Raw genomic sequence first — 25,718 nt, 5'->3', positions numbered from 1 at the left:
AAGCGGACTGTTACCATAGCGGGCTACGCGACGCGCGATGACCGGCGCGCCCGCTCTCGACAACCGTCGCCTATCGTAGCCCCCCGGGCTTGCAGGCTTCAGACAATGAAACCGTTGATGCGCTCGCTTTACCGTCTTGCTCCCGCCCCGTTGAAAAGAATCGTGGAAACCGCCGTCGACCGTTCGGTGCGGATTCCTTATAGCGGTGTCGCGCACGAGCCGGACACGTTTCTGCGCAAGACCTCGCGAGCGAAGATCGTCAAAAAGTACCTGCACAAGGCGCTGTTGCTGCGCTGGTTCGGACAGCGCCGGCTGGAACTGGAGAGCGTGTCCGCTACGAAGCGGCTGCTGTGGATCTACACCGGCAAGCGCAATTTCGGCGACGCGACGATGGACCTGTCCGGACGCGCGCTGCTGAAGGAGCGCGGCATCGAGATCGACCTGTTCACGCTGCCGAATCTGCATACGCTGTTCGGCGAGGACGATATCTTCCAGCACGTGTATTCCGACTTGCAGCAACTTGCCGGCCGCCGCTACGACGCGATCGTGATGTCGGAATTCAATCTGCCTTCGATCAAGCTGAAAGCCCGCCACTTCCGGCAACTGCCCTACGTGTGCCTGTTCCAGTTTTTCTACGGGCCCGACCGCAACCAGACCGCGTTCAGCCATGCGGCGGTCAATCGCTTTTTTTCGCTCGGCTATTCGGCCGCGAACGTGGTCGAGTCGAGCAAGCCGTATCTGGCGGCGTCGGCCGCGACGCGCGAATCGGTGCGCGCGCTGCTGCCCGACGAGCGGTTTGTCGCGCTCGCGGTCGGCGGACTCGACGCGAACCGCACTTACAACCGCTGGGGCGAAGTGCTGGCGCTGCTCGATCAGTCGGCGGACAAAGCTCTGCCGAAACGGGTCGTGCTGCTCGGGTCGGACAATGGACTGGCGATTGCGCAGGCGCTCATCGAGCGATCGTTCGCGACGTTGAAGATCGAGTCGTGCGTCGGCAAGCTGAGCCTGCTGCAGTCGCGCGAGGTCGCGGCCAACGCGTGTCTGTTCGTCGGCGCGGACGGCGGGCTGATGCACGTCGCGCATTCGACGCCGACGCCGAGCGTGTCGCTGTTTTCGGACCGCGAGCCGCCTTATCTGCGGCTGACCGCGCAATGCCGTTCGATCGGCATCCAGAGCAGCGGCGACGTGGATGAGATCGCGCCGGCGGAGATCTTCGGCGCGATCCGGCAGCAACTGCTCGAGACTGCGGGCGCGGCTTCGCATTAAAGGGCTTGGGGCGCTCGCCCCAGCGCTGGTGCCGGTGCCGGTGCCGGTGCCGGTGCCGGTGCCGGTGCCCAAAAAAAAGCGCCCGGGCGGGCGCTTCGACAGGACTTCAGCAGGAACGGCGCAACACGCCGCCCCCGATGCCCCGGTTTGAAAATTACGCGGGACTCTGCTGGAACTGGATCCGGTGCAGATGCGCGTACAAGCCGTCCTGCGCGAGCAGCTCGCGATGGCTGCCGCGCTCGACGATCTTCCCTGCTTCCATCACCAGAATCCGGTCCGCGCGTTCGATCGTCGACAGCCGGTGCGCGATCACCAGCGTCGTGCGGCCCTTCATCAGCGTTTCGAGCGCGGCCTGCACGTGGCGTTCGGATTCGGAGTCGAGCGCCGAGGTCGCTTCGTCGAGAATCAGGATCGGCGCGTCCTTATAGATCGCGCGGGCGATCGCCAGACGCTGGCGCTGACCGCCCGACAGCATCATGCCGTTGTCGCCGACCAGCGTCTCGATACCCTGCGGCATCGCCTGCACCGTATCCCACAGATTGGCCGCGCGCAGCGCCGCCTTGACCTTCTCCGGATCGGCGGTTTGGCCGTACGCGACGTTGTGCGCGATCGTGTCGTTGAACAGCACGACGTCCTGGCTCACCATCGCGATCTGGCTACGCAGCGCATGCAGCCCGTATTCCGGCAGCGCGACGCCGTCGACCAGAATCTGCCCGCCGGTCGGATCGAAGAAGCGCGGCAGCAGATTCACCAGCGTGGTCTTGCCGCTGCCCGACGGGCCCGCGAGCGCGACCATTTCGCCCGGCGCGACCTTGAACGACACCTGATCGAGCGTGTGACGGCCGTGCGTCGAATTGCTGCCGTAGCTGAACGACACGTCGCGGAATTCGACTTCGCCGCGCGCGCGTTCGAGCGGCCGGCCGCCGCCTTCCGGCTCGGCCGGCTCGTCGATCAGACCGAAGATCAGCTCGGCCGCGGTCATCCCGCGTTGCAGCGGCTGGTTCACGTCCATCAGATGCTTGAGCGGCGAGATGATCAGCAGCATCGACGTGACGAACGCGACGAAGCCGCCGACGGTGGTCTGATCCGACGACGACTGCACCACCGCAATCGTGATCACGACCGCCAGCGCGATCGACGCGAGGAACTGCGTGAGCGGCTGCGCGAGCCCGCCGGACACCGTCATGCGCATCGCGTAGCCGCGCAGACGCCGGCTCATCGCGGTGAAGCGGTCCATCTCGTACTGCTCGCCGTTGTGCACCTTGACGACCTTATAGCCGCCGACCGTCTCCTCGACGATGTACGACAGCTCGTTGGTCAAGAGCTGATGCTCGCGATTCAGGCGCCGCAGCCGGCGGTTGATCTTGCCGACCAGCCAGCCGATCCCCGGCAGCAGCACCGCGACGATCAGCGTCAGACGCCAGTTCAGATAGAACAGATAGCCAAGCAGGAAGATGACGGTCAGCGAATCGCGCACCAGCGTGACCATCACGCTCAGCAGCACGTTGAGGATCTGGTTGACCTCGAAGACGATCGCGTTGATCACGGTACTGGCGGTTTCGCGCTGGAAGAACGCGACGCTCGTGTGGATCATCCGGTTGAACATCTTCAGGCGCAGTTCGAGCAGGATCTTGTTCGACACGTACGCGAGCAGATAGCCGGACGCGTACTGCGACACGCCGCGGATCAGCGCGAGACCGATCACCGCGAGCGGCACCAGCCACTTGGTCTTGTCGATCGCATGCGAGCCGAAACCCTTGTCGAGCAGCGGCTTGAGCAGCGCGGGAATCGCGGCGTCGGTGCCGGCGCTGACGGCCATCGCGAAGATCGCGCCGAATAGAACCCACAGCAGCGGCTTGATGAACGGCCACAGGCGGCGCAGGACGACGGCCGGCGACGACGCATCGCCTGTCCCGATGGGTTTGCTTAAGGTTGGCTTCGCGCTCAAGGAGTCCTCTGGAAATGCGGAACGGCGAACACGCGACGCCCGGGGCCGCCGCGTGAAATATGGAAAAGCTGCATTGTAATCGCTTGAAGATCGCGGCCGGCGCGGCGTGCGTGCTGCCGCACACGGAAACGCGCAACGCGGTGGTGCGCGGACAAACCGGCTGTGTATACTCGCCGCTCGCGTTATCACTCCACGCAACCGAGTCCACGCTACCCAGGTATGCAAAACACTACTCTTGGCGTTGCCCTCATCACCCGCAACGCGGCGGTCCGGCTCGCCGAGTGCCTGCAGGCGGTGGCCTTCGCCGACCAGATCGTCGTAATCGACGGCGGCAGCACCGACGGCACCGCCGAGATCGCCCGCGCCAACGGCGCCCGCGTGATCGAACAGACCGACTGGCCGGGTTTCGGCCCGCAAAAGAACCGCGCGGTCGAGGCGCTGACCACCGACTGGATCCTGTCGATCGACGCCGACGAAATCGTCACGCCGGAACTGGCCGCGTCGATCCGCGCGGCAATCGCGGCGCCCGCCGCCAACGTCTACGCGGTGGACCGGCTATCGAGCTTCTGCGGCCAGTGGGTGCATCACAGCGGCTGGTATCCGGACTGGATTCCGCGGCTCTTCAAACGCGGCACCGCGCGTTTCTCCGACGACCTCGTGCACGAGCGGCTGGTGTTCGACACACCCGCGCAGCGCCTTACCGGCAAGCTGATGCACTACTCGTACGAGGACTACGAGGGGGTGCTGCGCAAGCTCGACGCGTATTCGACGGCCGGCGCGCGGCAGCGCTACGAGGCCGGCAAGAAAGGCAGCATCCGGCTCGCGATCGGGCGTGGGTTGTGGGCGTTTTTGCGCACTTACGTGCTGCGGCGCGGGTTTCTGGACGGCCGCGCCGGTCTGCTGATCGCGGTGTTCAATGCGGAGACCGTGTATTACCGGTTCCTGAAGATTTCCCGGCTGGAGAAAACCGGCGGGCGGTAAGGAACGATGCCCGCGCGCCTGGCGCGGGCATCCGCTACATCAGCCACATCTGCTTTATCAATAAACGATCTCGATCGAACTGCCGGCGAACTCCCCGCGCAACGCGGCGAGCAGTTCGTCGGTCGGCTTCACGCGCCACGCGTCGCCCAGACGCATTTCGCCCTGCGCGTTCTCGCTGCGATACACGATCTGCACCGCAAGTCCGTTCGGAATCTGCACCGGCTGACGCTGCCGGTCGCCGCCGAAGCCGCCCCGCCCGCCGCCATTGCCACCGTTACCGCGCGCGGCCGGCGCCGGAGCCGGCGCCGCCGCGGGCACGTCCTTGCCCGCGCTATGCGCTTCGAGCACGCGCCGCAGCGCCAACGCATCGGCGTTGCCGTTCATCTGCACCTTGACCGAGTCCGCGTAGCGGCAACGCGCGCGGCCGAGGTCCATCACCGTCTCGACGGTGAAGCGGATCCCGCCGGTGAACGCGTCGTTGCGCGCCGAGCCCTGCACGACCAGCAGTTCGTCTTCCTTGAACAGCTGCTTGTGCTCTTCGAACACCTCGTTGAAGACGGTCACTTCGCACTGGCCGCTGCCGTCGTCGAGCAGCGCGATCAGCATCTTGCCGCGCTGGGTCATCTGCGTGCGCAGCGACACGATCACGCCGGCGACCAGCTTGTCGCGCCCTTCCTTCAGATCGCCGATCTTCTGGCGCACGAAGCGGCGCACTTCGTCCTTATAGGCGTTGAACAGGTGGCCCGACAGATAGAAGCCGAGCGCGCCCTTTTCTTCCTGCAGCTTGCGCTTTTCCGGCCACTCCGCCTCGTCGATCAGCTCGTGACCTTGCGACGGCGCATCGCCCATATCGAACAGGCCTGCCTGCAACGCATTGGCCGCCGCCTGCTCGGCCGCTTCCATTGCCAGCGACACCGACGCGATCAATTGCGCGCGATTCGCATGCAGCGAATCGAACGCGCCGGCGCGGATCAGCGCCTCGATCGTGCGGCGATTGACAATACGGCGATCGACCCGATTGCAGAAATCGAAGATATCGATGAACGCGCCTTCTTCACGCGCGCGCAGGATTTCCTCGATCGCGTTCTGGCCGCTGCCCTTGATCGCGCCCAGACCGTAGCGGATCGTGCGCGAGCGCTTGCCGTCGGCTTCCGCGACCGGCTCGAAGCGGTACGCGGACTGGTTCACGTCCGGCGGCAGCACCGCCATCTTGTTCGCGAGGCAGTCTTCGAACAGGATCTTGACCTTGTCCGTGTCGTCCATCGCGAGCGACATGTTGGCCGCCATGAATTCGGCCGGATGGTGCGCCTTCAGCCACGCGGTGTGGTACGCGAGCAATGCATACGCGGCCGCGTGCGACTTGTTGAAGCCGTAGCCCGCGAACTTCTCCATCAGGTCGAAGGTTTCGTCCGCTTTCTCGCGCGTGAGCCCGTTCCTGGCCGCGCCCTCCGCGAAGATCTCGCGGTGCTTGGCCATTTCCTCGGGCTTTTTCTTACCCATCGCGCGACGCAGCAGGTCGGCGCCGCCGAGCGAGTAGCCGCCGATGATCTGCGCCATCTGCATCACCTGCTCCTGATAGACCATGATGCCGTAGGTCTCTTTCAGAACAGGTTCGACGCGCGGATCCGGATACTCGACCACTTCGCGGCCGTGCTTACGCGCGCAGAAACTCGGGATCAGGTCCATCGGACCCGGACGGTACAACGCGACCAGCGCGATGATGTCCTCGAAGCGGTCGGGCTGCGCGTCCTTCAGCATGCCCTGCATGCCGCGGCTTTCCAGCTGGAACACGGCGACCGTATTCGCTTTCTTCAGGATCGAGAACGACGCGGGGTCGTCGAGCGGCACCTGGGCGAGCGACCAGTCCTGCTTCGACGGATCGAGACGGCGAATGTAACGCTCGGCCCAGTCGAGAATCGTCAGCGTGGTCAGACCCAGAAAGTCGAACTTCACGAGGCCGACCGCTTCGACGTCGTCCTTGTCGTACTGGCTGACCACGCCGCTTTCGTCGCCCTGCGTGTACAGCGGGCAGAAATCGGTCAGCTTACCGGGCGCGATCAGCACGCCGCCCGCGTGCATGCCGACGTTACGCGTCAAGCCTTCCACGCGCTGCGCGAGTTCGAGCAGCTGGTGCACTTCGTCTTCGTTATCGAAGCGCTCCTGCAGCAGCGGCTCTTCCTTCATCGCGTCGGCGATGGTCACGTGCTTGCCGGGCTTGAACGGAATCAGCTTCGCGATGCCGTCGGTGAACATGTAGCCGAGATCGAGCACCCGGCCGATGTCGCGCACCGCCGCCTTCGCCGCCATCGTGCCGAACGTCGCGATCTGCGACACCGCGTTCGCGCCGTACTTTTCCTTCACGTACTGGATCACGCGATCGCGGCCGTGCTGGCAGAAGTCGATGTCGAAGTCGGGCATCGACACCCGCTCCGGATTCAGAAAACGCTCGAACAGCAGGTTGTAGCGCAGCGGATCGAGGTCGGTCACGCCGAGCGCGTACGCGACCAGCGAACCGGCGCCGGAGCCCCGGCCCGGGCCGACCGGCACGCCGTTGTTCTTGGCCCAGTTGATAAAGTCCGCAACGATCAGGAAGTAGCCCGGAAAGCCCATCTTGATGATCGTGCCGCACTCGAATTCGAGCCGCTCGTAGTAGGTCGCGCGCTGCGCGTCGCGCTCGGCCGTGTCCGGATACAGCTGTTCGAGGCGCTTTTCGAGGCCCTCTTTCGACAGCTGTACGAGGTAATCGTCGAGCGACATGCCGTCCGGCGTCGGGAATAGCGGCAGCTTCGGCTTGCCGAGTTCGAGCGTCAGATTGCAGCGCTTGGCGATCTGCACGGTGTTGGCGAGCGCCGACGGGATGTCCGCGAACAGCGCGGCCATCTCTTCTTGAGTGCGGAAATACTGCTCGGCCGTGAAGCGCTTCTGGCGACGCGGATTCGCGAGGATGTCGCCTTCCGAGATACACACGCGCGCTTCGTGCGCGGTGAAGTCGTCCGGTGTCATGAACTGCATCGGATGGGTCGCGACGACCGGCAGTTTCAACGCCGCCGCCAGCGCGACCGCCTGCTGCACGTATTGCTCGCCGCCCGGCTGACCGCTGCGCTGCAACTCGATATAGAAGCCGCCCGGGAATACCTTCGCCCAATGGAGCGCGTTGCGCCTGGCCGCCTCTTCGTTGCCGGCCGCAAGCGCGAGACCGATATCGCCGTATTGCGCGCCCGACAGCGCGAGCAGCCCTTCGCCCAGCTCGGTTTCGAGCCAGCCGGCTTCGAGTTCCGCGCGGCCGCGATACTGGTTGGTCAGCGACGCCTTGCTGAGCAGTTCGCACAGGTTCAGATAGCCGCGCCGGTCCTTGACCAGCAGCAGCAGACGGGAAGGCTTGTCGCGGTCGTCCGGATTAGTGATCCAGACGTCGCAGCCGGCAATGGGTTTGACCCCTTTGCCGCGCGCTTCCTGATAGAAACGGACGAGGCCGAACGCATTGCCGAGGTCGGTGAGCGCGAGCGCGCCCTGACCGTCTTTGGCCGCCGACTTGACGATGTCGTCGAGTCGCACGATGCCGTCGGCAATCGAAAATTCGGAGTGAACGCGGAGATGAACGAAGCGGGGATCTGACATGATGGGCGACATTGTAACCCCAGCGTTGCGCGGATTTCAGGTCGAAACCGCGCGTTGGCCGGGTGGCCAGGACGGGGTTGGCGTGACGGTTTTTGCGCGGGTATGGCAAGGGCTTTTACGGAATTACTCGCCGGTCTTTGCGCTAGCGCAACCTTATAGTGTTTCGGCCACGCCGGGCAAAACGCCGGCTTGAGGGATAATAGCGGTTTCGCCTGATTCGACGTGGCCGCGAATGGATCCAACCCCGGACCCACGCCCGCGCCCAACCGCGCAGCTCACCGCGCGCCCCAGTGGGCTTCCGGGGCGGCGCAACGCCCCTCGCCACGCCGGCCATTTTTACCGCTGACCACACATGAGTATCGTCAATCTCGCCGCGTATCAATTCGCGACCATCGAAGACACCGCCGCCTGGCGCCCCCTCGTCACCGAGCGCTGCAACGCGCTCGGCCTGCGCGGCACCGTGCTGCTCGCGCCGGAAGGCATCAACCTGTTCGTCGCCGGCTCGCGCGAGAACACCGACGCGTTCATTCACTACATCCGTCACGATCCGCTGTTCGAAGGCAAGTTCGCGAACCTGCAATTCAAGGAAAGCGTGTCGGATTCGCAGCCGTTCACGCGCATGCTGGTCAAGCTCAAGCGCGAAATCATCACGATGAAAAAGCCGGCGATTCGCCCCGAGCTCGGCCGCGCGCCGTTCGTCGACGCGCCGACGCTGAAGGGCTGGCTCGACCGCGGCCATGACGACGAAGGCCGCCCGGTCGTGATGCTCGACACCCGCAATGCGTTCGAAGTCGACGTCGGCACGTTCGACAACGCGCTCGACTACCGCATCACGAAGTTCAGCGAATTTCCCGAAGTGATCGAGAACAATCGCGCGGACCTCGAAGGCAAGACCGTGGTGTCGTTCTGCACCGGCGGGATCCGTTGCGAGAAGGCCGCGATCCATATGAAGGAAGTCGGCATCGACCACGTCTATCAGCTCGAAGGCGGCATCCTGAAGTACTTCGAGGAAGTCGGCGGCGCGCATTATCACGGCGACTGCTTCGTGTTCGACTATCGCACCGCGCTGAACCCGCAACTGGAGCCGTCGGCCACCACTCAATGCTTCGGCTGCCGCGCAGTGGTCACGCCCGAGCAGCAGCAATCGCCGCTGTACGTGGCGGGCAAGACCTGTCCGGCGTGCCATCCGGACAGCACGGCGGCCTGCGCCGCGTAAGCGCGGCGGGCCGCGGGCGGCGCCACCCTGACGCCGCCCTCTCTCCCTCACACCCATGACCTATCGCGGACGCTTCGCGCCGTCGCCGACCGGCCCGCTGCATTTCGGCTCGCTGGTCAGCGCGCTCGCCAGCTGGCTGGACGCGCGCGCGCATCGCGGCGAATGGCTGGTGCGCATCGAAGACATCGACGGACCGCGCACCGTGCGCGGCGCGGCCGAGGACATCCTCGCCACGCTCGAACGCTTCGGTATGCGCGCGGACGCCACCCCGCTGTGGCAAAGCCAGCACCTCGCGCGTTACCAGCAGGCGCTCGAACAACTGAAGGCCAGCGGCCTCGTCTATCCGTGCGGCTGCACGCGCCGCGAAATCGCCGATTCGCTGCTGCACGCGCACGCGCGCAACACCACGCTCGCCTACCCCGGCACCTGCCGTAGCGGTCTGCACGGCAAGCCGGAACGCGCATGGCGGCTGCGGGTGCCCGACGGCGACGCGGCCATCATCACATTCGACGATCGCTGGAAGGGCCCGCAAACGCAGAATCTCGCGACGGAAGTCGGCGACTTCGTGCTGCGTCGCGCGGACGATCAATGGGCGTATCAACTGGCGGTGGTGGTGGACGACGCGGACGCGGGGATCACGCACATCGTGCGCGGCGCGGATCTGCTGGATTCGACCGCGCGGCAGATTTATCTGCAACATTGCCTCGGTGTCGCGACGCCCGCCTATCTGCATGTGCCGGTCGTCACGAACGAACACGGCGACAAGCTGAGCAAGCAGAACGGCGCGACCGCGCTCGACAGCGACCGGCCGCTCGACGCGCTACGCGCGGCGGCTACGCATCTGGGACTGGATCTAGGCAGTGAGCCGACCGGCACGCTGGAACAGTTCTACAGCGCCGCGACGGCGGCCTGGGCGAAACGGCTGGAGATTCGCGGCTCGCAGTGAGCCGCATCCTGCAAAATCCGCGGCGTCCGGCGCCGCGGCATTCACTCGACGCATTGCACGTCGAGCGTGGTCCTCATCAGGACGACGACGTCTTGCGCGGCATTCCCAAACCACCGAGCAGCGCGGCCAGTTGACGCTTCGGCGCCGGCTTCTGCGGCGCACCGCCGTTCGACCCCGCCGTTTCCTCGACCTTGCGCACCGAAGCCGGCGACGGCTCGTACGGCTTCAGGAAGAAATCGTCGACGGGCTGCGCGCGATGATGATGCGGCCGGTCATACGAACCCGATGCGCCACCCGGACGGCGGCGGCTGCGCTCGTCGCGTGCGTCGCTGCGTTCGCGGCGCGGCGGACGATCTTCGTGACGGTGACGCACCGGCGCATCGACGGTCAGGCGCTGCAGTTCGAGCGGGCGCTTGATCAGTTTTTCGATGTCGGCGAGCTGCTTGCGCTCGTTCGGGCTGCACAGCGACAGCGCGTCGCCCGATGCGCCCGCGCGGCCCGTACGGCCGATCCGGTGCACGTAGTCTTCCGCGTTGAACGGCAGGTCGAAGTTGATCACCGCCGGCAGTTCGGCGATATCGAGACCGCGCGCGGCCACGTCGGTCGCGACCAGTGCTTCGACTTCGCCGCGCTTGAACGCGTCGAGCGCCTGCATGCGCTCGCTCTGCGAACGGTCGCCGTGAATCGCGGTCGCGACCACGCCGTCGCGTTCGAGGCTGCGCGCGAGCCGGCTCGCGCCGATCTTGCTGTTGCAGAACACGATCACCTGCTTCAGACCGCGCTCGCGGATCAGTTGCACGACCGCGCCGGTCTTGTCGCCCTCGGCGACCTCGTAGACGATCTGCGTGACGTTGGTGGCGGTCGAGTTGCTGCGCGCGACTTCGATGGTCTGCGGGTTGCGCAGATAAGTGGCGGCCAGCTTCTTGATTTCGCCGGAGAACGTCGCCGAGAACAGCAGCGTCTGACGCTCCTTCGGCAGCAGGTTCAGGATGCGCTGCAGGTCCGGCAGGAAGCCCATGTCGAGCATGCGGTCGGCTTCGTCGAGCACCAGCATCTGCACCTGACCGAGGTTCGCGGTCTTCTGCTGCACGTGGTCGAGCAGACGGCCCGGCGTCGCGATCAGGATTTCGACGCCGCGGCGCAGCTGGTCGGACTGCGGATTCATATCGACGCCGCCGAACACCACCGCGCTGCGCAGCGCGGTGTGCTTCGCGTACGACTGCACGTTGGCGGCGACCTGGTCGGCCAGTTCGCGGGTCGGCGTGAGGATCAGCGCGCGCACCGGATGGCGCGCCGGCGACGCGCTGGTATTGGCTTGCGGCAGCAGACGCTGGATGATCGGCAGCGAGAAGCTCGCGGTCTTGCCGGTGCCGGTCTGCGCGGCGCCCATCACGTCACGGCCCGACAGCACGACGGGGATTGCCTGCGCCTGGATCGGCGTGGGCGTCGTGTAGCCCGACTCCTTGATGGCTTTCAGGATGTCTGGCGCGAGACCGAATTGATCAAAAGTCTCAGTGCTGGGCGTGACGGCTGTGTCGGACATGGTGGCTTTCGCTAAAAATGCGCGTGGCGCGATGCGCGCGACAGCGGTCGGGACCGCGTGGGCATCAGAATGAAGGTGGAGCCACGGCGTTGCGCGCGAGGCCCGTCGGAGTTCGGGCAATACACCGGCTCCGGTCGGCGGAAACGACCGCCGAAAGGCCGGTATTGTAGCACTTCAGCACAGATGCTCGTGGCGGCGGGCTGGGCCGGCGCGGCCGGGCGCGGCGGCCCAGCCCCGAGCCTGCTTCGCCCGCAGCGTAGAGCGCACAGACGACAGGGGCATGACAGCGGCGCCCGAGGCCCCGCGCGTCACCTCACCACGTCTCGCGCATCACCATCAGCCGCATCTCGGTCATGTCCTCGATCGCGTAGCGCACGCCCTCGCGGCCGAGCCCCGAGTCCTTCACGCCGCCGTACGGCATATTGTCGACGCGGAACGACGGGATATCGTTGATCACCACCCCGCCGACCTCCAGCGCGTCCCATGCGCGATGTGCATGCGCGAGCGAATCGGTGAACACGCCCGCCTGCAGGCCGAAGTCGCTGTCGTTGACCTGCGCGAGCGCCGCCTCGAAATCGTCGAAACGCTCGAGCACCGCGACCGGCCCGAACGCCTCCTTGCGATACAGATCGGTGTCGCGCTTCACGCCTTCGAGCAGCGTCGCCTCGAACATCGCGCCGTCGACCTTGCCGCCCGCGATGATCTTCGCGCCGGCCTTCACCGCGCCGTCCATCCAGCCGGCAAGGCGTCTGGCCTCCGATTCCGAGATCATCGGTCCGACGAAGGTCTTCTCGTCCTTCGGGTCGCCCATCACCAGCGACTTCGTCTTCGCGATCAGCTTCTCGCGCAGCGCGTCGTAGACGCTCGCGTGCACCAGAATCCGCTGCACGCCGATGCAGCTCTGCCCCGACTGATAGAACGCGCCGAACGCGAGCCGCTCGACCACGTAGTCGAGCTTGGCCGCCTGATCGCCGTCGACGATCGCCGCCGCGTTGCCGCCCAGCTCCAGAATCACCTTCTTCTTGCCGGCCCGGGCCTTCAGATCCCAGCCAACCGCCGGCGAGCCGGTGAACGACAGCAGCTTGAAACGCTCGTCGGTGGTGAACAGATCGGCGCCGTCGCGATGCGCGGGCAGGATCGAGAACGCGCCTTTCGGCAGATCGGTCTCGGCAAGAATCTCGCCGATGATCAGCGCGCCGACCGGCGTGCGGCTCGCCGGCTTCAGCACGAACGGCACGCCCGCGGCCAGCGCCGGCGCGACCTTGTGCGCGGTCAGGTTCAGCGGAAAGTTGAACGGCGAGATAAACGAGCACGGCCCGATCGGCACACGCTTCACGTAGCCGTGGTAGCCGTTCGCGCGCGGCGAAATCTGCAGGTTGATGATCTCGCCGTCGATCCGTACGCTTTCCTCGGCGGCCACCTTGAAGGTATCGATCAGCCGTGTGACCTCGCCCTTCGAATCGTTGATCGGCTTGCCCGCCTCGATGCACAGCGCGAGCGCGAGTTCGTCGTAGCGCTCGCGAAAGCGCTTCACGCAGTGTTCGAGCACCGCCTGGCGCTTGAACGGCGGATACGCGCGCATCGCCGGCATCGCGTCGACCGCGTGGCCGATCGCCTTGTCGATCGCGGCGGCGTCGGCCATCGCGACGCGGGTCGCGACTTCGCCGCTGAATTTGTCGGTGACTTCGAGATCGGTATTGGCGGCCACCGGCTCGTTGGCGAGGTAGTACGGGTAGGTCTTCTGCAACATCACGCGTTCTCCTTCCGAGGCATTCGATTGATTCGATGACTGTCGCGGCCGCTCACAGCCGCGCCGACAGCCGCTTGATCTCGCGATTGAGCACGCGCTCGTTGTCCGAGTAGTCGATCGGCAGATCGATCACGTGCACGCCCGGCGTCGCGAAACACTCGCGCAGCAGCGGCGCGAACTGTTCGGCGGATTCGATCCGGTGTCCTTTGGCGCCGTAGCTCTGCGCATAGGCGACGAAATCCGGATTGGCGAGCGTCATCCCGTAGTCGGGGAAATTCATGTTTTCCTGCTTCCAGCGAATCATCCCGAACGCGTCGTCGCGCAGGATCAGGACCACCAGATCGAGCTTCAGCCGCACCGCCGTTTCGAGCTCCTGCGAGTTCATCATGAAGCCGCCGTCGCCGCACACCGCGATCACCTTGCGCTCCGGATGCACGATCTTGCTCGCGATCGCCGACGGCAGCCCGGCGCCCATCGAAGCCAGCGCGTTGTCGAGCAGCAGCGAATTCGGCTCGTGCGCGCGGTAGTAGCGCGCGAACCAGATCTTGTACATGCCGTTGTCGAGACAGACGATGCCGTCGACCGGCGTGGTCTCGTACACGTCGTTGACGATCCGCACCGGATACATCGGGAAGCGGTCGTCGTGCTGGCCCTTCACCAGATGCGCTTCGAAGTGCTCCTTGATCTCCTTGAAGCGCGTGAAGTCCCAATGCTCCTGACGCTCCTTCAGGCTTTCCTTCAACTGCCACACCGCATTGGCGATATCGCCGACCACCTCGATCTGCGGGAAATACACCGGATCGACTTCGGCGCCGAGGAAGTTCACGTGGATCACGGTCTTCTCGCCGGCCTCGCCGCTGCGCATGAAAAACGGCGGCTTCTCGATCACGTCGTGGCCGACGTTGATGATGCAATCGGCGTGCTCGATCGCGCGATGCACGAAGTCGCCATCGGACAGCGTCGCGTTGCCGAGCCACATCGGATGCGATTCGTCGATCACGCCCTTGCCCATCTGCGTGGTGAAAAACGGAATGCCGGTCTGGTCGACGAACTCGCGCAGCATCCTGGTGGTGGTCTTGCGGTTGCCGCCCGCGCCGATCATCAAGAGCGGATGCTTCGCCGCGGTGATCGCCTCGACCGCGCGCGCGACCGCCTTCTCCTCGGCCACCGGCCGCCGGCTATAGCTCTTCGGAATCGGCTTGCCGTCGCCCTCCTCGTGCGCGACGTCCTCCGGCAACTCCAGATGGGACGCGCCCGGGCGCTCTTCCTCGGCGCGCCGCACCGCCTCGCGCACCGCCGCCGGAATATTGCCGATCGATACGATCTGCCGCGTGTACTTGGTGAGCGGCTCCATCATCCGCACCACGTCGACGATCTGGAAATGGCCCTGCTTGCTCGACTTGATCGGCTTCTGGCCGGTGACCATCAGCATCGGCATGCCGCCCAGTTGCGCATAGGCCGCGGCGGTCACGAAGTTGGTCGCGCCGGGACCGAGCGTCGCGAGACATACGCCCGTGCGGCCGGTGAGGCGGCCGTAAGTCGCAGCCATGAAACCGGCCGCCTGTTCGTGGCGTGTGAGGATCAGACGGATTTTCGAGCGGCGCAGCGACTCGAGCAGATCGAGATTTTCTTCACCGGGGATGCCGAACACATACTCGACACCTTCGGCTTCCAGCGATTTGACGAACAGGTCCGATGCTTTCATTGAGGGTCTCGCTTGATGACAAGGGGACGGGATAGCGGATTCGGGATGCTGCGCGCGACAACGCGCCCGGCATGGCGAACGCGATGCCGGACAGCTTACTACTCGAACGGAAACGATGCCCGCTGGCGGGCAGGGCCGCGCGGGGCGTGTATAGAGGCGATTGAGGTGGGAATCAGCGGATCACGGTCACGCAATCCGACAGCAGCGGCGGCGCGTTCTCGCCGCTGGTGAGGTCGTACAGATTCGCGCGCGGCCCCTTGGTCCACCACGTATAGCTGCCGGCCTGGTACTTCGCGCCCGACGCCGCCACGGTGTTGACGAACAGCATCGGCGTGCCCTTCACGGGCAGCACCGCGAAGCTCTGGCCGTTCTGCGCGTCCCAGTAGGTGACCTGCAGGATGCGGCCGGTCGCGCACGTGTATTTGCGCGTCGTATGGTGCTTGCCTTCGATCTGCCGGAACTGCAGCGGTGCGGCCGCCGCGCCGCCCGGAAGTGCCGCCGTCGAAATCAGCGTTGCCGCCGCCGTGAGAGTTGCAACGAGCGCTGTCTTCATCGAACACCTCGTGGTTGCTGCGGATTCAACACGGAGAACGCGCGAGCCGGACGGCGTCCGGCCCAGGGAATTGCCGGCCGGGCGCTCAGGCGCTCACGGATCGATTACGCCGGCGCAGGCATCGGTCGGCGCGGCGGCCACGTGCCCGACCACCGGCACGATCTTCAGCCCCGCCGATGCGATCCGGCACGGCGCGGCGGCAAGACCGCAACCGCCGAGGCCGGCGCACAGCGCCACCAGCACACCGAGCGCGCCGAGACGGCGAGCCGTGAGACAACGCGACGCATTGCTGCGCGATTCGACTGCCATGGGTTCCTCTGCTCCGGCGTGGCTATGCGGCTTACTTCGCCGACACCGGACGCACCGCCGCGGCGGCCCGCTTCGCGCGCGCGCGGGCTTCGTCGATGTTCTCGCCGGTCGCGAGCGCCACGCCCATGCGGCGCTTCGTGAAGCTCTCCGGCTTGCCGAACAGGCGCAGGTCCGCGTTCGGCACCGCCAGCGCGTCCGCCACGCCTTCGAACGCGATGCCGGCTTCGTCCCGACCCCCGTAGATCACCGCCGAGGCGCCCGGCGCGCGCAGCGACGGATCGACCGGCAGACCGAGGATCGCGCGCGCGTGCAGTTCGAACTCCGAGAAGCGCTGCGAGCACAGCGTGACCAGACCCGTGTCGTGCGGACGCGGGCTCACTTCGGAGAACCACACGTCGTCGCCGCTCACGAACAGCTCGACGCCGAACAGGCCGCGGCCGCCGAGCGCTTCGGTGACCTTGTGAGCGATTTCGCGCGAGCGTTCGAGCGCGCGCGGGCTCATCGGCTGCGGCTGCCACGATTCGATGTAGTCGCCCGCCACCTGCACGTGGCCGATCGGATCGCAGAAGTAGGTGCTGACCTTACCGTTCTCGAAATCGATCGCGCGCACAGTCAGCTGGGTGATTTCGTATTCGAAGTCGATGAAGCCCTCGACGATCACCCGGCCGTGATTCACGCGGCCGCCCGCCATCGCGTACTGCCATGCCGGTTCGACGTCGGCGTCGCTGCGCAGCACCGACTGCCCCTTGCCCGACGACGACATCACCGGCTTCACCACGCACGGATAGCCGACCTTGGCGATGCCGGCGCGCAGCTCGTCGAGCGAATCGGCGAATGCGTACGGCGAGGTCGGCAGGCCGAGTTCCTCGGCGGCGAGGCGGCGGATGCCTTCGCGGTTCATCGTCAGTTGGGTCGCGCGCGCGGTCGGGATCACTTCGGCGAGCCCTTCGGTCTCGATCGCGGCGAGCGCGTCGGTGGCGATCGCCTCGATTTCGGGGACGATCAGATGCGGGCGTTCCTGCTCGACCAGCGCGCGCAGCGCGGCGCGGTCGGTCATGTCGATCACGTGCGCGCGATGCGCGACCTGGTGGCCCGGCGCGTTCGGGTAACGATCGACGGCGATCACTTCGACGCCCAGTCGTTGCAGCGCGATGATCACCTCCTTGCCGAGCTCGCCGGCGCCGAGCAGCATGACGCGCGTCGCGGATTCAGAAAGGGGCGTGCCGATCCGTTGGCCGATCTGCATGAGGTCTCCAGATAAAAGTCGGATGAGAGTGGGATTGGATAGGACGCGATGTTAACATGCGGACCCCTTGGCACGCGGTGATCGGACAGACGGTCGCGGGGCGACTGCGAGCGCCTCGCCGCACGCCTGCGCTCGCGCACGACAAGCTTAGTACGTTACCCTTACGCCTTCGCCAGTTTGAAGAGGACCGCCGCCATGCTCACCCGCTCCATCCCGCGACGTCTCGCGCGTGTCGCCCCGTGCCTGCGCACGGCCGCCGCCACGTTGAGCATCGCCACGCTGCTGGGAGCCTGCGCGATGCCGCACCATTCCGATGCGTCGGCGGCGCCGCCCGATCCGTTCAATCCCGCCGCCGCGCAATTGCTCGATGACACCAGCTGGACGCTCAGTTCATGGAACAGCGCCGACGGCGCGGCGCGCGCGGTGCCGTCGAAAGATCAGGGCCCGCTCACGCTGGCGCTCTCGACCGAAGGCGGCAAGCGTCACGCGAGCGGCTTTTCCGGCTGCAACCGCTTCGCCGGAACCTACGCGCTGAAGGACGGCAAGCTCAGCTTCGGCCCGCTCGCCGGCACCCGCAAGGCGTGCGTGTCGCCGGCCGGCGAGCTCGAACGGCCGTTCCTCGATGCGCTCGCGCGCATCGACCGCACCGGCGTGCAGATGCGCGCGCCGCAACAGATGCAACTGATCCTCGACAACGGCGACACGCTGGTGTTCGATCGCAGCGACCAATGACGCCAACCTCGCTCGTGCGACGGTTCGCTTTTAAACTCGACGGGTTGCGCGCTCGCGCGGTCGGTCATTCGTAGATGTCTGGTATGCACACGGTAGTTTTCGGCTGGTTCGGCGGGTCGGCCGTCTGGTTTCTTCCCCTCTTGTGGCGCGTCGTGAAGTCGGTGCTGCCGGGCGGCGCGGGTCTGCGCGGCCCCGGCACGATCCGGCTGTGGCTCGGCTTCGTCGGCGTGCTGATCGCCAGTTGCACGCTCGAGGCGTCGCTGCTCGATCTGGTGGGCATCAACGGTTTCGGCCACGCGCTCGCCGCGGGCTTCGGCCATCTGCTCGGCCACATCGGCACGCCGCTCGCCGCGCTCGCGCTGCTGCTGATCAGCCTGCCGTGGCTGATCGATTTCAGCTGGGGCGATGTGGCGATGTGGGCCGACGGCGCGTTCGGCCTCGGTCTGTCGCGCGGGCTCGCGAAGCGCGACGAGGAAGCGCGGCGTCATCGCACGGTCGACGATGCCGCGCCGTCGCATGCGCTGCCCGCCACTAATACGATGGCGCCGAAAACCAGCCGCGGGCGTTATGCGCGGCCGACCGTGTGGCGGCCGCCCGCTGGTGGGCGTGGGGCGCGCGATGGTGCGGCTTCGGCCGCTGGTGCGGCTGGGGTTGGCGGCGCTGGGCTTGCCGGCGGCAAGGACGCCAACGCGCGTGGCGCCGGCTCGGGCTGGCGCGCGGATGCGGGCGGCGGCAACGGTAGCGCGCGTGGGCCGGTGAGGCAGATCGAACCGGTGTTGCGCACCGGGACGATCGCGACGCCGCGCTCGGCGGGTGCGGCGGGTGTGGCGGCCTCGATGTCGTCAATGCAAACGCAGGCGCTTGGGGCGGACCGGACGTCGTCAGAAAAATTCGCGGATAAGGTTTCGGCGCCGTTCGTGCCGACCGAGCCGGTTGCACCGGCGGGTTGGTTGCGGTCGGCTGAGCCGCGTGTGGGCTCTGGTGCTGCGGGCGCGGGTTCGGCGCTGACGGGTTCGGCGGCTGTGCCCGCCGCGGGCTCCGCTACCGCGGCTCGCGATGGTGTGGCACTGCCCGGCCGCCGTGCGGCGGGTGAAGCGCGTCCGGCTGCGTCGTTCGGCTCCAGCGCGGCGTTGGCGGCGACGGCTGCCAGCGCGTCGGGTGTGTCGCCGCGCGCCGCGCAGGCGATGGCCGCGCGTTCGTCGGCGGCGAGCGCCGGTATCGGCATGGGCACGGGATCCATGCATGCGGCGACTCGCGGCGACCGGCCATCGTCGCTGCAACGCCCGGCCGAGCCGGGCGCGCCGCTCAATCGTGGTGCGGCGCCGCGCCAGCCGTTCCAGGTCACGCGCAACAGCGGCGCCACGCCGCCGGCGGTCACCCGCCGGAGCGCGCCTACGTTTACCCGGCCGCTGTCGAACGCGCCGCAGGTCACCCCGCCCGCGAGCGTCCAGGAGACGCTGCGCAGCATCGCGGAAAACGCCGCGCGCTGGACCGATATGGCCGGCGTGAGCCTCGCGCGTAGCCGTGCTGGCGATGCTGTGAAGGTCGGTGATGTGGAGCCGGCGGTGGGGATCCGGGCGGGTGAGCTGGTTGGGGGTGTTGCTTCGGAGCCGGGGTCGCTGGAGGCGGTTGGGCAGACGGTTGAGTCTGTGGTTTCGGTAGAGGTGCCGGTGCAGGCGGCGGTGGAGGCTGTGCCGGTTGAGACCGCGCCGGTTGACGCGGTGCAGAGCCAGGAAACGGCAGGGGCGGCTACGGTGGGTCAAGCAGCGCCTGTTGAAACCGCATCGGTTCAAGTCGCACCGATCCTCCAAGTCGCGCCTGTCGAAACGATGCCGGTCCATGCCGCACCGATCGAGGCGGTGCATATCGATGCGACTTCGGTTCATGCAGAGCCGGTGCAAGCGCAGTCGGTGAACGCCGCGCCAGTCCAACCGACGGCTGTCGAAGCAACACCGATGCAAGCGCAACCGGCTTATGCCGCACCGTTCGAGGCAGCACCTGTTGTAGCAACGTCAATTCATGCCGAGCCGGAGCAAGCAGCACCGGTCCATGCATGGGCCGAGACAGCGCCTTTCGAAGCGACACCAATTCAAGTCGAGCCGGTGCAAGTGGCACCGCTCGCGGCAGCGCCTGTCGATGCAACGCCGCTTCAAGCAGAGCCGATGCAAATCACGCCGGTTCATGCGGTACCGGTCGAAGCAGTGTCTTTCGAAGAAGCACCCATTCCCGCCGAACCCGTGCAAGCAGCGCCGGCGGAGGCAACGCACGCACCGACCCCGGACGCCATCGATACACCGCTGGAAATCACCGCTGAGCCGGTGGCGCAATGGCCGACCGAACCGCCGGTCATCCACGTTCAGCCGGCGACTGCGTCACAAGCGACAGGTGCAATCGAGTCCCCTGCTCCGATCGCAACGGAAGCTGCCGCCGACATCGAGACCGAAGTCACGAACGAGGCAGCGGCCGAAGCCCTACCTGAAACGCCTGCGCCGGTCGTGCCGGTGCACACCGAGTCCGCGTCTGTCGCGCCGGTTGCTGAGCCCGCGCCCGCGGAACCCGTATCGACGGTGGCGGCACCGATCGGCTCGGCAGTCGCTGTATCGGCGGCGGCCCAGACCGCCTCGTCGGCCGACACGCCGGACCACTCGCCCGCAACCACGCCGACGCCGTTCCAGCGTTTCGCGGCGCAGTTGCACGACGAGATTTCGCAAGACGACTCGCTGCCGGAGGACGACGACGCGCTCGACCCGGCAACTGCCGTCCACAACGAACACGAAAGCCAGCCGGCCCCTGCTCTATCCGCGAGCGAGCCGGTCGCGCCGCAACCTGCCAGCGAACCGGCCGGCCGTGCGCTCAACGCGGTGCAAACCGCTGCCGCGCCGACGCCTGCCATCGCCACTGCGCCCTGGCTGGACGAAGCGACGCCCGTAACGACACCGGCAGCGAACACCGGCGCAACGCCGGTGACGCCGGTGACGCCGGTTACGCCGGTCGCGCCGGTCGCGCCGACCCCGCCTGTCGCGGACACCACCACCGCCACGCCCGCGCAGCCAGCACACCTCCCGCAGCCGGCCGCACCCGAAGCCGAACTCGTCATCGACAAAACGCTGGTGCCGTGGGAAAGCATGCTCGGGCAGGCGGCGGCGCAGCACGCGGCAGCGGTATCGCCTGCCGCGCAGCCTGCTTCGGTTGCGCCGGCGAGCGCTATCGAGCCGCCCGCGTCCAACCCGCTCGCGACGCGTATCGAGAGCGACGGCGCACCGACAAATGAAGCGACGCAACCGTCACTTCCGCCGGCCCCGGCAGCGCACGACACCCCTGCTGTTCACCCAACCGGACTGAGCCCAGCATCGTTCACGCCGACGGCTCCAACGATCGCAGAACCGTCGACGTCGCTGGCTTATCCGGTCAGCGCAGCCGCCGGCGCACCGAGCATCGCATCGCCGACGGCACTGCCTGCCGCGCCGTCCACGGCACAGCCCCAACCGGTCGGCGAAGCCACCATCCCGGCGCTCACTGGATCGCCGGCGGTACTGGCTGCCGATCCGGCCAACCCGGTGACTCATCCGCTCGGCCAACCGACCAGCCCGGCACTCCCCGAAGCCCCGGCAGCCGCACCTGCGCCCACCGACCAAGCCGCCGCCCGCGCCCCGATGCGCGGCCACGCGCCGGTCAACGGCTTTGAATTCCACGCGCCGGCCGCATCGATGGTCGAACTGCCGACGCTCGATCTGCTCGCCCGCGCCGACACCGACGTCGAGCCGGTTTCCGAGGACAAGCTGATCGAAACCGGCCTGCTGATCGAGCAGCGCCTGCAGGAATTCAAGGTGCCGGTGACGGTGGTCGGCGCATCGGCCGGTCCGGTGATCACGCGCTTCGAGGTCGAGCCCGCGCTCGGCGTGCGCGGCAGCCAGATCGTCGGTCTGATGAAGGACCTGTCGCGCGGTCTCGGCCTCACGTCGATCCGCGTGGTCGAGACGATTCCGGGCAAGACCTGCATGGGGCTCGAACTGCCGAACGCGAAACGGCAGACCATCCGGCTGTCGGAAATTCTCGAGGCGAGCGTCTACCAGAACTCGCATTCGCAGCTGACCCTCGCGATGGGCAAGGACATCACCGGCCATCCGGTCGTCGCCGATCTCGCCAAGGCGCCGCACATGCTGGTCGCCGGCACGACCGGTTCGGGCAAGTCGGTCGCGATCAACGCGATGATCTGCTCGCTGCTGTTCAAGGCGACGCCCGAAGAAGTGCGCCTGATCATGATCGACCCGAAGATGCTCGAACTGTCGGTGTACGAAGGAATTCCGCACCTGCTCGCGCCGGTCGTCACCGACATGAAGCTCGCCGCCAACGCGCTGAACTGGTGCGTCGGCGAAATGGAGAAGCGCTATCGGCTGATGTCGGCGGTCGGCGTGCGCAACCTCGCGGGCTTCAATCAGAAGATCCGCGACACCGAGGCCAAGGGCAAGAAGCTCGGCAACCCGTTCTCGCTGACGCCCGATGCGCCCGAGCCGCTCGCGCCGCTGCCGCTGATTGTCGTCGTGATCGACGAGCTCGCCGACCTGATGATGGTCGCCGGCAAGAAGATCGAGGAGCTGATCGCGCGCCTCGCGCAGAAGGCGCGCGCGGCCGGCATCCACCTGATTCTGGCGACCCAGCGGCCCTCGGTCGACGTGATCACCGGCCTGATCAAGGCGAACATTCCGACCCGGGTCGCGTTCCAGGTGTCGTCGAAGATCGACTCGCGCACGATTCTCGACCAGATGGGCGCCGAATCGCTGCTCGGTCAGGGCGACATGCTGTTCCTGCCGCCGGGCACCGGCTACCCGCAGCGCGTGCACGGCGCGTTCGTCGCCGACGAGGAAGTGCATGCGATCGTCGAATACCTGAAGCAGTTCGGCGAGCCGCAGTACGAGGAAGGCATCCTCGACGGCCCGGCCAGCGACGGCGGCGCCGCTCAGGACCTGTTCGGCGAATCGCCGGATGCGGAAGCCGATCCGCTGTACGACGAAGCGGTTGCGTTCGTCGTGCGCACGCGGCGCGCGTCGATTTCGTCGGTGCAGCGGCAGTTGCGCATCGGCTATAACCGCGCGGCGCGGCTGGTCGAGCAGATGGAAACGGCCGGGCTGGTGTCGGCGATGAGCATCAACGGCAGCCGCGAAGTGCTGGCGCCGGGGCCGGCGGAGTAAGCGGCAGCTGTTGCCCGATCGCCGGCCGCCATAAAAAACGGACCGTCTCACCTCGTGAGCGGTCCGTTTTTTTATGACCCGCGCGCGCCGCTACCAAAGCCGCCGCGCGCCATCTGTCACGACGGCGACACCAGCTTGAAATCGACCGGCGCGCCGAGATCGAAATGCTGCTTCGGCGTTGGATCGAGCAGCCCGCTCTGTGGATCGCGCTTGAACACATACACGGTGTCGCTCAGCTGATTGCCGACGATCAGCCAGTGGCCGGTCGGATCGATCGCGAACTCGCGCGGCGATTTGCCGAGCGTCGACTGCCGGCCGATCTGCTTCAGGTGTCCATTGGACGAATCGACCGAGAAGATCACGATCTCGTTCGCGTCGCCGCGATTGGACGCGTACAGGAAGCGCCCGTCCGGCGACAGATGGATCGCCGCCGCCCCCACCGCGCCCTTGAAGCCGGCCGGGCTCAGCGGCAAGCTCTGCACGAGCTTCAGTTTGCCGTCCTGATAGTCGAAGCTGCTGACCGTCGCCGCGAGTTCGCTGGTCAGGTACGCGTGCCGGCCGTCCTTGTCGAAGATCAGATGGCGCGGGCCGGTACCGGCCTTCATCTGCGTGTACGCCCAATCGGTCGCCGCGAACGGCGTGCCGCCGTTTTGCGGCGTATAGCGGTACGAGTACAGCTTGTCGGCGCCGAGGTCCTGCGCAAACATGTAGCGGCCGTCCGCCGAGAACACCGTCGAATGCACATGCGAGCTGTCCTGGCGCCCTTTCACCGGACCGCTGCCCTCGTGATGCACGGTCTGCACCGACGTGCCGACCTGACCGTCGCCCCGCAGCGGGAACACCGCGAAGCTGCCGCCCGGATCGGCGGCGACCGAGTAGTTCGCGGTCAGCAGATATTTGCCGTCCGGCGAAAGACTCAGATGCGCCGGATCATTGCCATCGGACGACACCTTGTTCAGAAACGTCAGTTGCCCGCGCGCGGGATCGAAGCCGAATGCGCTGATGCCGCCGCGCTGCGTGGCCGGACCGTCGTCGCCGGGCAGTTCGTTCACCGAATAAACGAAGTGCCGGTCGCGGCTCACCACCAGAAACGACGGATTGACCGTCTTCGCGACCGACACCGGCGTCGCCGCCCCGCTCTTCGTGTCGAAGCGATAGACATAAATGCCCTCGCTCTTGCCGCTGGTGTAAGTGCCGACCAGCATCATGTAGACGCCATCGGCCGGGACCGGGCCGGAATCTTGCGCATACGCGTGCGCGGCGAGCATCGAGACCGTCAGCATGAAACCTTTTATCATCGTGCTGGCGGCGCGCACCGCGCGAGCCCGATGAACCTGGGGCTCGCAACGTGAGATAGAAGCAATCGCAGAAACGGAAGTAAAAGCAGAAAGCGGGCTCGAAACGGGGCGCGCGGCGACCCGCCCAGCGGCACGGCGACTACGAAGCATGAGACCTCCTCGACATCGATTGTCGGTTGCAAACGGTGCAATGGGTGGTAACGGTGTCTGGTCTGCCGCGCATCGAACGTGGATGGTGCGTTGTTATTTGTGGGAGCCAGTATAAGAGCGTTACGTCGGCACATGCAGCGAATCCGCCCGCTGCCTGTGCCGCGGTATGACTGACCGCGCGGCCGCTTGCCAGAAGGTCCGCGCCGGCAGCTTTCCGGTTCCGCGTCGCGGGGCCGTTTTTCAATCGCGTGTTACGCGCTTCACCTAGGGAGTTTCCATGAACGTCACTCTGAGCCTGGGCCCGCTCGTTTCGCTGATCGCCGGCATTCTGATCCTGATCATGCCGCGCCTGCTCAACTACATCGTCGCGCTCTATCTGATCATCATCGGCGTCATTGGAATCTTCGGAGTGGGCTCGTCGCATCTATGACGGCGCGCCTCGCGGCAGCGGGCGCGAGTTTTGCGTCCGCTCCCCGCGTGCTTGCGCGGCGGGCCGCAAACTGCATTCATGTCACGTGTATGACGCGTGTGTGAACGCGTGGACCAGCGAGCGAGGTGCGAGAGAGGCGGGATACGCGGGATACGCGGGATACGCGCAGCGCGTAGCATGCGCGAATGGATGCGCCGCGTCGCGCGGCCGAAGCCACGCGACACGGTCGAAAGGAAACGATCGGCTACGGTCGAACCCGCACGACAGGACTACGAAACAAATGCAAACGCAAATGCAAACGCGCGGCGAAGCAACGCCGACGATCCGTCAGCGAATCTTCAGTACAACCGTTGATTTAACCGTTCGCGAGCTGGTCGAGCCGCAGGCGTCCCTGCAGCGACAGTGGGCCGACGGCATAATGGCCGTCATCTGCCTGATAGCGCCGGAAGCACGCACGTTCGATCAGAAACGACGCGGTGGCGAGCATGCAGTTGCGGCTCAAACCGAGCCGGTCATGATCGAGAGACAACAAGGAATCGTCGCCAAGTTGGCTGGCGGCCGAGAGAATCGTGATGCAATCGGATTTCGAAGGGTTCAGCATAGCTTTCGTCCTCGGAAACGGCGTCTGCATGCGCCATGAGCAAGGCCGATTCGCAACCCGGCGAGCACCGGGTATCGGCATGAAGTTCGATTGTAAGCACGGATTTGACGTTTACCAACTCACGTTTTGCCGTAGTGTGCGGTGCACCAGACAAAGCAGATGATGGTCCGGTAATAACGTCCATCGAGGACGAAGCAGTCCTGAACATCCGTAATAACGACTCGCTCTACGACACGT

17 protein-coding genes are annotated in these 25,718 nt (G+C 66.3%); 7 read left to right on the top strand and 10 right to left on the bottom strand.

The features are described 5' to 3' along the window. The first annotated feature begins 162 nt into the window (after positions 1-162). The gene (locus tag BTH42_RS04710) at positions 163-1,266 is read left to right on the top strand and encodes a glycosyltransferase family 9 protein (protein WP_256701789.1); all 1,104 of its coding nucleotides are present in this window, start codon (positions 163-165) and stop codon (positions 1,264-1,266) included. A gap of 154 nt (positions 1,267-1,420) precedes the next feature. Here the strand turns inward: BTH42_RS04710 and msbA are convergent, their stop codons facing one another. Further along, entirely contained in the window at positions 1,421-3,214 is a 1,794-nt protein-coding gene (msbA, locus tag BTH42_RS04705; RefSeq protein ID WP_075296294.1) for a lipid A export permease/ATP-binding protein MsbA, read from the bottom strand. A 219-nt stretch (positions 3,215-3,433) separates the two neighbouring features. Here msbA and BTH42_RS04700 point away from each other — a divergent pair, with 219 nt between their 5' ends. After that, positions 3,434-4,195 (top strand): glycosyltransferase family 2 protein, encoded by a 762-nt coding sequence (locus BTH42_RS04700; protein WP_075296292.1) that lies wholly within the window; start codon positions 3,434-3,436, stop codon positions 4,193-4,195. 57 nt (positions 4,196-4,252) lie between these two features. On the opposite strand, the gene dnaE is transcribed toward BTH42_RS04700, so the two are convergent. Beyond that, complete coding sequence (gene dnaE / locus BTH42_RS04695) at positions 4,253-7,825, bottom strand: DNA polymerase III subunit alpha (protein ID WP_075296289.1); 3,573 nt, start codon at positions 7,823-7,825, stop codon at positions 4,253-4,255. A gap of 340 nt (positions 7,826-8,165) precedes the next feature. Here dnaE and BTH42_RS04690 point away from each other — a divergent pair, with 340 nt between their 5' ends. Together BTH42_RS04690 and gluQRS are read left to right on the top strand one after the other, a co-directional pair. Continuing rightward, on the top strand, positions 8,166-9,029 hold the full coding sequence (locus BTH42_RS04690) for a sulfurtransferase (protein ID WP_075296287.1): 864 nt from the start codon (positions 8,166-8,168) through the stop codon (positions 9,027-9,029). 55 nt (positions 9,030-9,084) lie between these two features. Further along, positions 9,085-9,975, top strand: coding sequence for a tRNA glutamyl-Q(34) synthetase GluQRS (gluQRS, locus tag BTH42_RS04685; RefSeq protein WP_075296285.1), 891 nt, complete (start codon positions 9,085-9,087; stop codon positions 9,973-9,975). A gap of 76 nt (positions 9,976-10,051) precedes the next feature. On the opposite strand, the gene BTH42_RS04680 is transcribed toward gluQRS, so the two are convergent. The 6 genes from BTH42_RS04680 to purT form a co-directional block, all read right to left on the bottom strand. Then, the gene (locus BTH42_RS04680; RefSeq protein ID WP_075296283.1) at positions 10,052-11,518 is read right to left on the bottom strand and encodes a DEAD/DEAH box helicase; all 1,467 of its coding nucleotides are present in this window, start codon (positions 11,516-11,518) and stop codon (positions 10,052-10,054) included. A gap of 313 nt (positions 11,519-11,831) precedes the next feature. Beyond that, complete coding sequence (locus BTH42_RS04675) at positions 11,832-13,268, bottom strand: aldehyde dehydrogenase family protein (RefSeq protein WP_075296281.1); 1,437 nt, start codon at positions 13,266-13,268, stop codon at positions 11,832-11,834. 52 nt (positions 13,269-13,320) lie between these two features. Beyond that, complete coding sequence (locus BTH42_RS04670) at positions 13,321-14,973, bottom strand: acetolactate synthase large subunit (protein WP_075296279.1); 1,653 nt, start codon at positions 14,971-14,973, stop codon at positions 13,321-13,323. Between the two features lie 172 nt (positions 14,974-15,145). Continuing rightward, on the bottom strand, positions 15,146-15,526 hold the full coding sequence (locus BTH42_RS04665) for an MliC family protein (protein ID WP_075296277.1): 381 nt from the start codon (positions 15,524-15,526) through the stop codon (positions 15,146-15,148). A gap of 93 nt (positions 15,527-15,619) precedes the next feature. After that, on the bottom strand, positions 15,620-15,835 hold the full coding sequence (locus BTH42_RS04660; protein WP_075296275.1) for a DUF6726 family protein: 216 nt from the start codon (positions 15,833-15,835) through the stop codon (positions 15,620-15,622). A gap of 31 nt (positions 15,836-15,866) precedes the next feature. After that, complete coding sequence (gene purT, locus BTH42_RS04655; protein ID WP_075296273.1) at positions 15,867-17,081, bottom strand: formate-dependent phosphoribosylglycinamide formyltransferase; 1,215 nt, start codon at positions 17,079-17,081, stop codon at positions 15,867-15,869. Between the two features lie 195 nt (positions 17,082-17,276). Here purT and BTH42_RS04650 point away from each other — a divergent pair, with 195 nt between their 5' ends. Together BTH42_RS04650 and BTH42_RS04645 are read left to right on the top strand one after the other, a co-directional pair. Continuing rightward, entirely contained in the window at positions 17,277-17,813 is a 537-nt protein-coding gene (locus BTH42_RS04650; RefSeq protein ID WP_075296271.1) for an META domain-containing protein, read from the top strand. Positions 17,814-17,896: 83 nt separating this feature from the next. Next, positions 17,897-23,002, top strand: a complete 5,106-nt coding sequence (locus BTH42_RS04645; protein ID WP_075296269.1) for a DNA translocase FtsK — start codon at positions 17,897-17,899, stop codon at positions 23,000-23,002. 116 nt (positions 23,003-23,118) lie between these two features. Here the strand turns inward: BTH42_RS04645 and BTH42_RS04640 are convergent, their stop codons facing one another. Continuing rightward, positions 23,119-24,300 carry a lactonase family protein gene (locus BTH42_RS04640; RefSeq protein WP_256701785.1) on the bottom strand — a complete coding sequence of 394 codons (1,182 nt, stop codon included), beginning with the start codon at positions 24,298-24,300 and terminating at the stop codon, positions 23,119-23,121. A gap of 427 nt (positions 24,301-24,727) precedes the next feature. Between BTH42_RS04640 and BTH42_RS04635 the strand changes: the two genes are divergently transcribed. After that, positions 24,728-24,880, top strand: coding sequence for a DUF3096 domain-containing protein (locus BTH42_RS04635; protein ID WP_075296265.1), 153 nt, complete (start codon positions 24,728-24,730; stop codon positions 24,878-24,880). Between the two features lie 355 nt (positions 24,881-25,235). On the opposite strand, the gene BTH42_RS04630 is transcribed toward BTH42_RS04635, so the two are convergent. Further along, positions 25,236-25,481, bottom strand: coding sequence for a hypothetical protein (locus BTH42_RS04630; RefSeq protein WP_075296263.1), 246 nt, complete (start codon positions 25,479-25,481; stop codon positions 25,236-25,238). Positions 25,482-25,718 lie beyond the last annotated feature (237 nt).

Source organism: Burkholderia sp. SRS-W-2-2016 (genome assembly GCF_001931485.1).
In the GTDB taxonomy this organism is placed as follows: Bacteria; Pseudomonadota; Gammaproteobacteria; order Burkholderiales; family Burkholderiaceae; genus Paraburkholderia.
Note: the sequence above shows the minus strand (reverse complement) of the source record. Positions and strands in the feature narration are given on the sequence as shown.